Annotated in this window: 11 protein-coding genes; 3 read left to right on the top strand and 8 right to left on the bottom strand. The window is 38.5% G+C overall.

Annotated features, from left to right (window positions below):
- Positions 1-82: 82 nt before the first annotated feature.
- The 7 genes from pyk to dnaE form a co-directional block, all read right to left on the bottom strand.
- Positions 83-1,846, bottom strand: coding sequence for a pyruvate kinase (pyk, locus tag J7E63_RS08415; RefSeq protein ID WP_215011047.1), 1,764 nt, complete (start codon positions 1,844-1,846; stop codon positions 83-85).
- A gap of 59 nt (positions 1,847-1,905) precedes the next feature.
- Positions 1,906-2,865 carry a 6-phosphofructokinase gene (gene pfkA / locus J7E63_RS08410; protein ID WP_215011045.1) on the bottom strand — a complete coding sequence of 320 codons (960 nt, stop codon included), beginning with the start codon at positions 2,863-2,865 and terminating at the stop codon, positions 1,906-1,908.
- Between the two features lie 309 nt (positions 2,866-3,174).
- Positions 3,175-4,152: an acetyl-CoA carboxylase carboxyl transferase subunit alpha gene (gene accA / locus J7E63_RS08405; protein ID WP_215011043.1), complete on the bottom strand. Its 978-nt coding sequence runs from the start codon at positions 4,150-4,152 to the stop codon at positions 3,175-3,177.
- Positions 4,146-5,024 carry an acetyl-CoA carboxylase, carboxyltransferase subunit beta gene (gene accD, locus J7E63_RS08400; protein ID WP_215011041.1) on the bottom strand — a complete coding sequence of 293 codons (879 nt, stop codon included), beginning with the start codon at positions 5,022-5,024 and terminating at the stop codon, positions 4,146-4,148. Before accD ends, accA begins: the two co-directional genes overlap by 7 nt.
- 183 nt (positions 5,025-5,207) lie before the next feature.
- The gene (locus J7E63_RS08395; RefSeq protein ID WP_285289919.1) at positions 5,208-5,861 is read right to left on the bottom strand and encodes a FadR/GntR family transcriptional regulator; all 654 of its coding nucleotides are present in this window, start codon (positions 5,859-5,861) and stop codon (positions 5,208-5,210) included.
- Complete coding sequence (gene ystJ, locus J7E63_RS08390) at positions 5,845-7,083, bottom strand: NADP-dependent malic enzyme (RefSeq protein ID WP_215011039.1); 1,239 nt, start codon at positions 7,081-7,083, stop codon at positions 5,845-5,847. The genes J7E63_RS08395 and ystJ overlap by 17 nt, the downstream gene beginning before the upstream one ends.
- Before the next feature lie 127 nt (positions 7,084-7,210).
- The gene (gene dnaE, locus J7E63_RS08385) at positions 7,211-10,573 is read right to left on the bottom strand and encodes a DNA polymerase III subunit alpha (RefSeq protein ID WP_215011037.1); all 3,363 of its coding nucleotides are present in this window, start codon (positions 10,571-10,573) and stop codon (positions 7,211-7,213) included.
- Between the two features lie 153 nt (positions 10,574-10,726).
- Here dnaE and ytrH point away from each other — a divergent pair, with 153 nt between their 5' ends.
- Both ytrH and ytrI read left to right on the top strand, forming a co-directional pair.
- The gene (gene ytrH / locus J7E63_RS08380) at positions 10,727-11,065 is read left to right on the top strand and encodes a sporulation membrane protein YtrH (RefSeq protein ID WP_088089236.1); all 339 of its coding nucleotides are present in this window, start codon (positions 10,727-10,729) and stop codon (positions 11,063-11,065) included.
- Complete coding sequence (gene ytrI, locus J7E63_RS08375; RefSeq protein WP_215011035.1) at positions 11,062-11,562, top strand: sporulation membrane protein YtrI; 501 nt, start codon at positions 11,062-11,064, stop codon at positions 11,560-11,562. The genes ytrH and ytrI overlap by 4 nt, the downstream gene beginning before the upstream one ends.
- Positions 11,563-11,600: 38 nt before the next feature.
- Here the strand turns inward: ytrI and J7E63_RS08370 are convergent, their stop codons facing one another.
- Positions 11,601-12,551 (bottom strand): DHH family phosphoesterase, encoded by a 951-nt coding sequence (locus J7E63_RS08370; protein WP_168245311.1) that lies wholly within the window; start codon positions 12,549-12,551, stop codon positions 11,601-11,603.
- A 97-nt stretch (positions 12,552-12,648) separates the two neighbouring features.
- On the opposite strand from J7E63_RS08370, the gene J7E63_RS08365 reads away from it, so the two are divergent.
- On the top strand, positions 12,649-12,960 hold the full coding sequence (locus J7E63_RS08365) for a YtpI family protein (protein ID WP_215011034.1): 312 nt from the start codon (positions 12,649-12,651) through the stop codon (positions 12,958-12,960).
- The last annotated feature ends 59 nt before the right edge of the window (positions 12,961-13,019 follow it).

The raw sequence follows: 13,019 nt of genomic DNA, 5'->3' as shown, positions 1-13,019 counted from the left end.
TTCTTATTATATTACCAATGGGGATGATTTTGTGGTTATTAAAAAAAGAAGGGGTCTCCCCTTCTTTTTTTCTTATCTGCTCTTATAAGACACTAGCATGTCCGTTGTAGATAACTCCACTAGTAGCATCTACGGTTATTTCTTGGCCATCTTTAAACAATTCTAAGGCATTATCTACCCCAACAACCACTGGGATGCTAAGGTTTAGTCCAACCACTGCTGCATGGCTCGTTAATCCACCCTCTTGGGTAATAACAGCCGCACATTTTTCAAGTGCTGGCACCATATCACGGTCCGTACCAATTGTCACAAGAATCGAACCTTGCTTTACTTTTTCTAAAGCTTCTTTCGCATCATGGGCAACTACCACTTTCCCAAAGGCTGATCTACGGCCAATTCCTTGCGCTTTTGTAATAATATCGCCGACAACATGGATTTTCATTAGGTTTGTTGTACCGGCTTCACCCACTGGCACACCAGCTGTAATGACAACTAAATCACCACGGTTAACGATACCGCTATTTAAGCTTTCTTCAACAGCAATATCTAACATTTCGTCTATTGTGGTAGCGACTCTCCCAAATTGCGGGTAAACACCCCAAACAAGGGATAAACGGCGGCATACATGTTCAACGGAAGTTACCGCAACGATCGAAGCTTTTGGACGATATTTAGAAATCATTCTAGCAGTATGTCCGCTTTCAGTAGGGGTAATAATTGATTTTACTTCAAGATTTAAAGCAGTATGTGCAACAGATTGTCCAATCGCATCTGTAAGATTATGTTCTGTATCTTTACTGCGGCTTGAGAGTATTTCTTTATGATCTAAAGCTGATTCTGCTCTGGAAGCAATATTGTGCATCGTTTGGACTGCTTCCACAGGATATTGTCCTGCAGCAGTTTCACCAGAAAGCATAATTGCGTCAGTTCCATCAAATATCGCATTCGCTACATCACTAGCTTCTGCACGAGTTGGTCTAGGATTTCTCTGCATGGAATCAAGCATTTGAGTCGCAGTAATAACTGGTTTGCCCTGCGCATTACATTTCTTAATTAACATCTTTTGGACAAGTGGAACCTCTTCAGCAGGGATTTCTACGCCAAGATCTCCACGAGCAACCATTAAGCCATCAGAAATTTCTAAGATTTCGTCAATGTTATCGACGCCTTCCTGGTTTTCAATCTTAGGAATAATGTGGATATGTGTAGCATTATTTTCTTCTAATAACTGACGGATTTCTAAAACATCCTTTGCACGTCGAACGAAGGAGGCAGCAATAAAATCAACACCTTGTTCAATTCCGAAAAGAATATCTTGAGTATCTTTTTCTGTAATTCCAGGAAGGTTTACTGATACACCTGGAACGTTAACACCTTTTTTATTTTTCAATGTACCGCTGTTTAAAATTTTGGTATGGATTTCATTCGCAGATTTATCCACATTTGTTACTTCTAAGCCAATTAAGCCATCATCTAAAAGAATCTTTGAGCCAACATGGACATCTTCAATTAGCCCTGGATATGTAACTGAAAACTTTTGAAGTGTTCCTTCTACTTCGGTCATGGAAACGATAATATTTTCTCCAGCCGTTAGCTCAAGTGCACCGTTTTCCATGTTGTTTGTCCGAATTTCAGGACCTTTTGTATCTAATAGGATGGCAACGATTTTGCCAGTTTGCCTAGATGCTTCGCGAATATTTTGGATTCGTGCACCATGTTCTGCAAAATCTCCATGTGAAAAATTTAATCGAGCTACGTTCATACCCGAATTGATTAATTGTGTTAATTTTTCAACGCTTTCACTAGCTGGACCAATCGTACAAACGATCTTTGTTTTACGTAACATTCTTATTTTTCCTCCCGTATTAGAAAAGCAATTTTGCCATTTCTTAAATTCATAAATCCTTAAATCGATAATTCCATAGAAAGTTTGTATAGATCATGATCTAAAGTATGCTGTCTGCCAAGCGCTTCAATGATGTCATAATCTACAAGCTGATTCTTTTCAATCCCTACTGCTCGGCCGCCTTTCCCTTCAATAAGAAGCTCAACTGCTCTTGCTCCTAATCTACTTGCAAGAACTCTGTCAGCTGCAGTTGGTGAGCCGCCGCGTTGAATATGACCTAAGACAGAAACTCTCGTATCAAAGTTTGTTGCCTCCTGAACTTGCTTCCCAAGCTCAACACCACTGCACACACCTTCAGCAACAACAATAATACTATGCTTTTTACCGCGTTCCTGCCCTTTTCGAAGTTTTTCAACGATATCATTCATGTCATAGCCTTCTTCAGGTATTAATATCGTTTCTGCGCCGCCAGCAAGTCCTGCCCAAAGAGCAATGTCCCCAGCGTTTCGCCCCATTACTTCAATAATAAAAGTTCTTTCATGAGAAGTCGCAGTGTCACGAATTTTATCTAATGAATCGATAACTGTATTTAAAGCTGTGTCAAACCCAATCGTAAGTTCTGTCCCAGGAATATCATTATCAATCGTACCCGGAACCCCAACGCACGGATAGCCATGCTCTGTTAACGCTTTTGCCCCACGGTAAGAACCATCTCCACCGATAACCACTAGGCCTTCAATTCCATGTGCTTTTAGCTGCTCGATTCCCTTTTGCTGTCCTTCTTTTGTTTTAAATTCTGGGCAGCGTGCCGATTGGAGCATTGTCCCGCCGCGCTGAATAATATCTCCAACAGAACCAAGTTCTAGCTTTTTAATATTTCCAGAAATTAATCCCGTATAACCACCATAAATACCATAAACCTCAAGATTGTGATAAATTGCTTTCCGAACCACAGCACGAATGGCTGGATTCATCCCTGGGGAATCTCCACCACTTGTAAGTACTCCTATTTTTTTCATGGTTACCACCTCTATTTTTAATTTAAAAAAATATGTATATCCTCATTTGAAAAAAGAAAATAAAGTTACGATCTTATTAAAAATTACTTCTTTTATTATTTACTTAAAACCCTCGAATATTTATAAAATAACATGAAGAAATAACTATAACAACCTTATGGTATTAGTAATTATAATAGGCAGAATAGTCTATTAACTGGAAACGCTTTATTCACTCTTGTAAGCGTCATCAACAAACTTTTTATGGATTTATGATGAACATTTTGTGAATTAAACAAAAAAAGTGCCCATCGTTATGAGCACGTTAAATTAATTAACCCCGATGTATTCATTGACAATTGCAAATTCACCAATAGTCCTGAAACGTTTGTAACGATCAGCAATTAATTCATCTTCTGAAAGCTTAAGCAGCTGCTGCAACGCTGTCTTAAGTACATTATCAATTTCTTCTGCTTGCTTGATTGCGTCTCTTTGGGCACCGCCCTTAATTTCGGGAATGATCCCATCAATGACACCTAGTTCTTTTAAATCCGGTGCGGTTATTTTCATTGTTTCAGCTGCATCTTTAGCCAAAGCTGCATCTTTCCATAATATTGCCGCAGCACCCTCCGGTGAAATAACCGAGTAGGTTGAATTTTCCAGCATATAGATACGATTACCAACTCCAAGTGCAAGAGCGCCGCCACTCCCGCCTTCACCAATCACTATACAAACCACTGGAACCCTAAGACCAGCCATTTCAAACAAATTACGAGCAATTGCTTCACTTTGCCCGCGTTCTTCTGCTGCCTTTCCAGGATAGGCACCCTTTGTATCAATGAAACAGATAATCGGTCGATTAAATTTATCTGCTTGTTTCATTAATCGAAGTGCTTTTCTGTAGCCTTCTGGATGTGGCATTCCAAAGTTTCTGCGAATATTCTCTTTCGTGTCTCTTCCGCGCTGATGGCCAATCACTGTTACAGGTAATCCTTTATATTTAGCAATTCCGCCCACTATTGCCTCATCATCAGCAAAGGTTCGGTCGCCATGACATTCAAAGAAATTCTCAAACAGATAAGGAATATAATCTAGCGTTGTCGGCCTGTTTGGAAGACGAGCAATTTGTACCCGATCCCAAGGCTTAATGTTTTCATAAATACTCTGCTCAAGCTTTTCAAGCCTAGTCTCTAATTTGCTAATTTCTGAACTTAAGTCAACATCAGCGGTTTTGGTGAACTCTTTTAAATCAGTGATTTTCTTTCTCAGCTCGATGACCGGGCGTTCAAATTCTAATTCTCCTACCATCTGAGCACACCTCCAGGTTGATGGATTTCTAGAATGTTTGTGACTTTCTCAACTAAGTCATTTCGAACGATAATTGCATCCAACTGACCGTGTTTTAACAGAAACTCTGACGTTTGAAAATCCTCAGGCAATTCTTCGCGGATGGATTGTTCAATAACTCTCCGCCCGGCAAATGCAATGAGCGCACCTGGTTCAGCTAGGTTGAAATCTCCCAATGATGCGAAGCTCGCAGATACACCACCAGTTGTCGGATGCGTCATAATCGAAATGATTAATCCACCATTATTACTAAACCTTTTTAAGGCAACACTTGTTTTTGCCATTTGCATTAAACTTAAGGCACCCTCTTGCATTCTCGCTCCACCTGATGCGGTAAAAATAATAAACGGAACATTTAACTCATCCGCTTTTTCAATAGCTAGCGTAATTTTTTCGCCAACAACTGAGCCCATGCTTCCCATTCGGAACGATGCATCCATAATGGCGAGAACAATTTTATGACCGTTAACTGTTCCAATTCCAGTGACAACAGCCTCGTTCAATTTACTCTTTTGTCGGTCTTTTTCAAGCTTTTCAAGGTAGTCAGGAAAGTTTAATGGATTTTTTGAAATCATATTATCATTCATTTCCATGAAACTTCCTTTATCTATGAAAGTGTCAATCCGTTCTTTTGAGTTCATTGGAAAATGATGACCGCAATGCAAACATATTTTTAAATTTTTCATTAATTCTTTTGTATACATAATCTTCTTACATGAAGGGCACTTTGACATAATTCCTTCAGGAACATCATTTTTTGCAGTTTCCGTCGGTATTTGAGCATATTTCTTCTTTTTTGTAGGATTTTTTGAAAAAAGATCTTTTAGCGCCAAAAATTAAACCTCCCTTGTGTTACGATAACTCTGGCAAGTTTCTCCAATTAATACTATTTAGAAGTTTTTCTATTCATACTAAACTTCATACATCCATTGTGGTCAGACCACCATTGAAACAAAAATACCCTATCTTAGGGCTTGGTTAACCTACACTATAAATTAAAATGGGTTCAAAATCTGTTAGTATTTGTCGTTAAAAACAGACAAATTCCGTAGATTGTAATATGCAGATAGTGTTTTGACTTCATTCTTTTCAGACAGGGCCTCAATTAGTAATAGATAGTCTTGACGAGGATTGACGATTTTTTTTGATTCAAGCGAATGGTAATACTCTTTTAAAATAGACCAAATTCTAGAGAAAAGATGGTTATCAGCGATCTCAATAATTTGATAAAAAAACTCATCATCAATTACGCTGTTATCTTGATTTGCCCATTCTTTCAAATTCACTATATTTTTGTTATCTATTTTTTGCAAGGCTAATCTTAGGCAGTCCATCTCAATATAACACTTTGTCTCAAATACATCACGTTTCGCTTTTTCATCCTGTAAAATAAATGTACTAAGAAGCTGGACGAGATGATTGCCCCGAAAGTCGCGAATAAACGTCCCTTCGCCCCTCCGTGTTTCAATTAACCCAAGCAATTCTAATGCCCTAAGTGCCTCTCTAACGGAAGAGCGCCCGAAATTCAGGCGCTCCGACAACTCTCGTTCAGATGGGATCTTATCTCCGGATTGTAATCCATCGATTTTAATCATTTCTCGTAACTGCTTAACAATCTCTAAATATACCTTAGTATTGTTTCCCACTAACGTATCACTCACTTTTGCCAATAATAGCGAGCCTCTTTGTTTTTTCCTTTATTTCTTCAGGATCAACCTTAATGCGGGCAACCCCGGTTTCCATTGCTGCTTTTGCGACTGCTGCTGCAACATCTGGAGCAACTCTCGGATCAAAAGGTCCGGGAATGACATAGTCGGCATTCAGCTCATCTGGACTGATTAAGTTGGCAATAGCTTCTACAGCCGCGACTTTCATTTTTTCATTTATATGGGTGGCACGAACATCGAGTGCCCCACGAAAAATTCCTGGGAATGCGAGAACATTGTTAACTTGGTTTGGAAAATCTGAACGGCCTGTTCCGACCACTTTTGCTCCTGCTGCTTTTGCCTCATCAGGCATAATTTCAGGGTCCGGATTGGCCATAGCAAAAATAATAGAATCTGGATGCATTGATGCTACCATTTCTTTTGTAAGTGCACCTGCAACTGAAACTCCGATAAAAACATCCGCACCTTTAATTACATCAGCAAGGCTGCCTGTTAGGTTATCTCGGTTTGTATATTTCGCTACTTCAGCTTTAACTGCATTCATACCCTGTGGACGCCCCTCGTAGATGGCGCCTTTTGTATCACACATAATTATGTCCCTAACACCGTAACTATATAACAATTTAATAATGGCAATTCCCGCTGCACCAGCACCGTTTGCGACCACTTTAATTTCTGTCATTTTTTTGCCGATAAGCTTAAGTGCGTTGACAAGACCTGCAACCGTAACAATTGCTGTGCCATGCTGATCATCATGAAAGATTGGAATATTTGCTTCCTTTTTTAATCTTTCTTCAATTACGAAACAATTTGGAGCAGCAATATCTTCAAGATTGACGCCTCCAAAAGTAGGTTCAAGTAATTTTACAGTTTCAACAATTTTGTCAACATCAGTTGTGTTCAAACAGATGGGAAAAGCATCAACACCAGCAAAGCTTTTAAATAATACTGCTTTACCTTCCATAACAGGGAGAGCTGCCTCAGGTCCAATATTACCAAGTCCAAGAACAGCGGTGCCATCAGATACAACCGCAACCATGTTCCCTTTCATGGTATATTCGTAAACCAATTCTGGTTTCTCATAAATATCTTTGCATGGCTCTGCAACACCTGGTGAATAAGCTAAACTTAAATCATGTGCATTTCGGACTAAAACTTTTGATTTCGACTCTAACTTTCCCTTATTAATTCGATGCATATGTAATGCTTCTTCCCGTAAAGTCAAGATAGTTCACCCCTCAAATTTTTACAAAAGATTATTTAACATCCCGCTATATGTAGTTCGATTTTTTGGTGGTCAGACCACACTTGTCTCATTATCACTATAACATATCTTCGAAAGTTGTAAAGAATTATTCCCTCAGGACAACATTTTTTGGACCTAGCAGATTTCTTAATAATTGCAGTAATTTGGGGGTAGGATTGATATTATTTTCTGACCCCAGTCTAATTGTTTTCCGTTTTTTTTCATAGTGTAAGATCACTGCTGCTGTTCCTTGATGTTCTTTTAGCAGCTGATTTAGTTGCTGAAGGGAAGATTCATCCTGTTTATCCTCAACTATTTTCAAATATAAGACTGGCTGTTTTACAGTTTTAGTTTGTAACCACTCTTCTAAGTTTGAAACTTGTTGAATGATAAATTGCTGCTTCTCTTCACGTTCTTCAATTTTCCCTTCAATCAATAAAAATTTCCCGTGCCCTAATAGATGCGAATATTTTTTGTAAACATTCGGGAATGCCACTGCTTCCATTTCGCCGCTTGCATCACTTACCGTTAAAAAGGCCATTGAATCTCCTTTCCTGGTACGAATGGATTTCATCGAGGTGACATAAACGCCTGATGAGATCCTTTGGGCTTGATTTTTGATCCCAAATAGGGCGTGTGCCCCTGCATGTTTGAGTTGCTCTTCAAAAATAGAGACCGGATGGTCCGATAAATAAAAGCCAAGTGCTTCCTTTTCAAATGTCAGCTTATTCTCCAGACTAATGGGATCGACTTGCATATAGTTAGGCCTTGGCATGAATTCTTCTTCAAATAAATCAAATTGGTTATTTTCAGATGGTTTAAATATTTGTGCATGCTCCATCGCTACATCTAAACTAGCGAGCAAAACGGCACGATCCTCACCAAATTCATCAAAGCAGCCAGAATGGACTAGGAACTCAAGCGTTTTTCGATTGATGGCTTTTGAGGAAACCCGAATGCAAAAATCAAATAAGTCTACAAATCTTTTCTTTTTCCTTGCCTGAAAGATCTCTTTTAAGGCGGCAGCCCCTACGCTTTTAATGGCTGCTAAGCTGTAACGTATTCCTTCCTGTTCAACTTGAAAGGAGTAACCACTATTATTGATGGATGGAGGCAGGACCTTGATATCTTTTTGTTTTGTTTCCATGATGTATTGAGCTATTTTCGTATCATTTCCGATTGCCGATGTAAGCAGGCCGGCCATAAAATAAACCGGATAATTTGCTTTTAAAAAAGCTAACTGGTAAGCAATCATACTATAGGCAACAGCGTGGCTTCGGTTAAAGCCATAATTAGCAAAACGGACTATTAAATCGTAGATGTCATTTGCTAGTGTTTGTTCATACCCTTTTCTAAGAGCTCCCTGGACAAAATGACTCCGCTCTTTATCAAGAATCTCCTTTTTCTTTTTCCCGACCGCTCTTCTTAAAAGATCGGCTTCACCAAGTGAAAAACCAGCCATTTTCGAAGCAATTTGCATAATTTGCTCTTGGTAAACAATGACGCCATATGTATTCTCAAGAATAGGATGCAAATCAGGGTGTGGATATTCTACTTTCTTTACGCCGTGTTTTCGATCAATAAAGAGTGGGATATTTTCCATTGGTCCTGGACGGTACAAGGCATTGACTGCCACAATATCTTCAAATCGGGAAGGTTTTAAGCGAGTTAGAACTTTGCGCATCCCTTCAGATTCCAGCTGAAATATACCTGTCGTTTCTCCGCACGCTAACAGGTCGAAGGTCACAGTGTCCTCTAATGGAATCGAGTTGATGTTTACTTTCTTACCAGTTTTCCGATAAATAGAAGATAAAATTGAATCGATTAATGTAAGGTTCCGTAAGCCTAGAAAGTCCATTTTCAAGAGGCCGATTTCTTCGAGATGTTCCATTGAAAATTGCGTTAAATATACATGGTTAGACCCGCGTTGAATGGGGATTAAATCAATTAGCTGCTTCTCACTTATGACCACACCGGCTGCATGAGTGGAAGTGTGGCGCGGTAGACCTTCTAGTTTTAAAGCCGTTTCAAAAAGCCGTTGATTCATCGGGCTTTCCTTAATAAATCTTCTAAGTGGTTCCGATTCTTTATAGGCTCCTTGCAGGTTTATTCCTAATCGCGACGGAATCGTCCTTGATAAATGTTCTAGTTCCTTTGAATTTAACCCGAATACCTTACCGACATCCCTTAATGCAGCTTTTGCTGCGAGGGTTCCAAATGTTACGATTTGCGCGACATGTAGTTCACCGTATTTCGCCGCAACGTAATTAATCACCTCATCGCGCCGATGATCTGGAAAATCAATATCAATATCAGGCATCGAAATCCGCTCAGGATTTAGAAATCGTTCAAATAATAGATTATGCTTTAATGGGTCCACATCCGTTATGTATAAAACATAAGCAACAAGCGATCCTGCTGCTGAACCCCTTCCTGGACCTGTTAAAATTCCCTGCGTGCGGGCATATCTCATAAAATCCCAAACAATTAAAAAATAATTGCTAAACTCCATTCGCTTAATAACCGATAGTTCATAGGACAAACGATCATAATATTCCTGAGATGGGGCAGGAAAACGTTCACTTAATCCCTGTTTGCATAACAATTCCAAATACTCCGGAGCTTGCATTCCATTCTCCGTTGGGAATGCTGGCAGATAGGTCTTATTCAGTTCAATGTTAAAGTCGCATCTGTTTGCAATCCTGAGTGTATTTTCTAATGCATCTGGGACATCAGAAAAACGATCCACCATTTCACCTGCAGTTTTTAAATAGAACTGATCGTTTTCCAACTTTTCTCTGTGATCGTCCTGCAATTTATCACCATTTTTTATGGCTAACAAACACTCTTGGGCAAACATATCTTCTTTTTCTAAATAATAGACCTGATTTGTCGCTACAAGCGGAACATTCATTTCTTTTGAAATCAAGTTAAACTGATTTCTAATTGTTGTTTCTTGTTCAAGTTGATGATTTTGAATCGCTAGAAAAAAGCAGTCTCTACCGAAGATGGTATCTAGTTTTCTTATTATATTTCTGGCAATTTCTTCTTCACCATTTAAGATGGACTGCTCAATTTCACCTTCTAGTCCAGGTGTAATTGCTATAAGCCCTTCCGAATAATGTTTCAACCATCTGAGCGGAATCCCATGATCCGTTTTTGTTTGAACTGTACTAGATATCTTTAATAGATTTTTATAGCCATGATCATTTTCTGCGAGTAAGACCAATGGATAGGACTCGTTATTGTTGTTTTCACTTTCTACATCCACAGTTAACCCGATGATGGGTTTAAGATTATTTTTCTTACACAACTTATAAAATTCAATCGTTCCGTACATGACGTTTCTGTCGGTTAAGGCGATCGCAGAAAAGCCTTTTTTTTGTGCATTTTCAATTAAATCCGGGACAGATGCCGTACTTGTTAATAAACTATATGCACTATATACATGTAGGTGAATAAAAGACATATTGTCACACCCTTAATTCCATAATCTCTCCCTTTATTATAGAACGTTATTGATAAAAAAGAAAATATGTTCTCATTTTAAAAAACATATTTGCAATTGTTTGTCCATATAAATGAGTATTGGGATTGATTATGGGTAAGGGCGGTTGACGAGATGAAAGAAATTGGTTTTTTTCCTGCTTTTATAGAAAGCTACTTTATTGCCTTAGGTGTGGTGCTTGGTGGTTCGCTTATTGGTGGGATAGCCTCATTTCTAACCGGACAGCCACCACTTACGACCGTATACCGCTTATCATCAGCGCTTAGAATTTGGGCGATTGTTTCGGCGATTGGCGGGACATTTGATGCGGTTTATACGTTTGAAAGAGGTTTATTTGATGCGAATACAAAGGATCTTTTTAAACAATTTTTATTAATACTCTCTGCCTTAGGCGGGGCCCAGACTGGTGCCCTCCTGATTAATTGGTTAACCCAGGAGCATATCTCATCATGAGAATCCCGCCATTATATCGAAGACCTTCCTGGCAGCGTTTTTTTGGAGGAATGGCCGTAGGTGGTGTGATTAGCTGGTGTATTTTTTTATATATTTATGGCGTTTGGCAGGAAAAGAACACCGAATTAATTCGGAAACAAGCGCAGACAATTGTTGACTTAAACGAAGAGAAAAAAATTTGGCAGGAAGAATATAAAGAAATTAATAAGCGAAATATTGAACAGCTTACAGTCCAGAAAATCAACATTAGAATTGCGAACTGGGAAAAATATAAACTTGATTCGTTAAGTGTATTAGAGACAGAAGACTCGGTTAGAGATGATATTAGCATGATGATTGCAAAAGATATCGAAACCGTCTACAAAAGTAAGGACCTTTTGAAAAAAATTATTGAAAATAAACCAATTAAAATAAATGATAAAAGGTATAAACTAAAGGTTAAAGAAATGGTTTTTTATACAAACCTTTCGATCCAATTAGAGATTCAGTTTGAATAATAAAAAATCGACCCTCACTCTCACGAGGGCCGATTTTTCTATTTATTAAAAGAATAATTTTCACATACTTCGTCAAGTGCTTTCAATACATCGTCCACTTCGTTCCAAGAATAGATGGATGCTCCTGATGCTAGTGGATGTCCCCCACCTTTAAACTGCCTTGCAACTCCATTGATGACAGGACCCTTTGAACGCAGACGTACCCTTATCTGTTCGGCTTCCTCGATGAAGAATACCCATGCCTTTATTCCTTTTACATTTCCTAATGTTCCAACTAAGAGGGATGCCTCTGCGGGTTTTGCATTGTATTCTTGTAATAGTTCTTTTGTTAGCTTAACGGAGGCAACACCGTTATTCTGTAACTCAAAATTTTGCAGTATAAAACCGTTTAACTTAATGATATTGGTATCCAATTCATACATCTTGTCAAATAGCTCAGTCCGTGAAAAATTGTAATGAATTAATTCCCCAGCATACCCCAGTGTTTTTTCCGTCGTACTCGGAAAAAGAAATCTTCCAGTATCACCGACAATGCCAGCGTATAACAATCTCGCTGCTGCATCGTTCATTTTTAGCCCTTTGTCTTTTCCGTTTAAATAAAATTCATAAATCATTTCGCTGCACGAGCTAGCGCTTGTATCCACCCATAATAAATCACCATACGGGTCCTCATTTGGATGATGATCAATTTTTATTAACTTTTCACCCAGAGAATAACGCTTGTCACAAATCCTTTCAGCATTTGCGGTATCACAAACGATCACTAATGCACCCTTATATACTTCATCTTCAATCACATCAAGCCTGCGCATGTAATGAAGGGTGGGTTCCTCTAGACCAACCGCATAAATCTTTTTATTCGGGTAGGATTCTTGAAGAATCGCTGCCAATCCACCTTGTGAACCGTAGGCATCAGGATCTGGACGTACGTGACGATGAATAATGATGGTTTCAAATTGTTCAATCTCTGCTAAAATCTGCTCAATCATGTGCAATGCTCCTTTACCAACTAATAAACCAAATGTGGTATTTTTTTGTTTTTACAGTTACAATAATAGAAGATTTTCTATGCTTGGAGGAAATAATATGTTTGTACTTGTTGTATTAATTGCTATACTTTTTGCTTTCTATCTATTTTATAAAACAAAATACATCAGAAGCAACCGTTTAGTAGAAAAGAAATGGCTTGCTGCTAAATCAAATATTGCCCTAGGGCTTTTTGTCTTTTTATTTGGAGTTAATCACATGCTATTTATTTCCGAAACAACGGTTATGTATATAGTTGCTGCAGTATTTATTGTTTATGGAGCATTATTCAGCTGGATCGGTTTCAAAAAATATAAACATTACCTTCCATTCGCAATCGAGGAAGCTAAAAATTTTGAAATGCAAAAATAAATATAGAAGCCGCTTCTCCATTAGTGAAGCGGCTTTTTTTATTAGTATAAATTTGATAG

The sequence above is a fragment of the Bacillus sp. ISL-75 genome (assembly GCF_018613095.1).
The sequence above is the reverse complement of the archived record's forward strand: the minus strand, read 5'-3'. Positions and strand labels throughout refer to the sequence as shown.

Bases quoted from the DNA above. Each gene is read 5' to 3' on its own strand.
- ytrI (WP_215011035.1), top strand. From the start codon at position 11,062: ATGAGAATCCCGCCATTATATCGAAGACCTTCCTGGCAGCGTTTTTTT.
- pyk (WP_215011047.1), bottom strand. From the start codon at position 1,846: ATGTTACGTAAAACAAAGATCGTTTGTACGATTGGTCCAGCTAGTGAA.
- dnaE (WP_215011037.1), bottom strand. From the start codon at position 10,573: ATGTCTTTTATTCACCTACATGTATATAGTGCATATAGTTTATTAACA.
- pfkA (WP_215011045.1), bottom strand. From the start codon at position 2,865: ATGAAAAAAATAGGAGTACTTACAAGTGGTGGAGATTCCCCAGGGATG.
- J7E63_RS08370 (WP_168245311.1), bottom strand. From the start codon at position 12,551: ATGATTGAGCAGATTTTAGCAGAGATTGAACAATTTGAAACCATCATT.
- accA (WP_215011043.1), bottom strand. From the start codon at position 4,152: ATGGTAGGAGAATTAGAATTTGAACGCCCGGTCATCGAGCTGAGAAAG.
- J7E63_RS08365 (WP_215011034.1), top strand. From the start codon at position 12,649: ATGTTTGTACTTGTTGTATTAATTGCTATACTTTTTGCTTTCTATCTA.
- ytrH (WP_088089236.1), top strand. From the start codon at position 10,727: ATGAAAGAAATTGGTTTTTTTCCTGCTTTTATAGAAAGCTACTTTATT.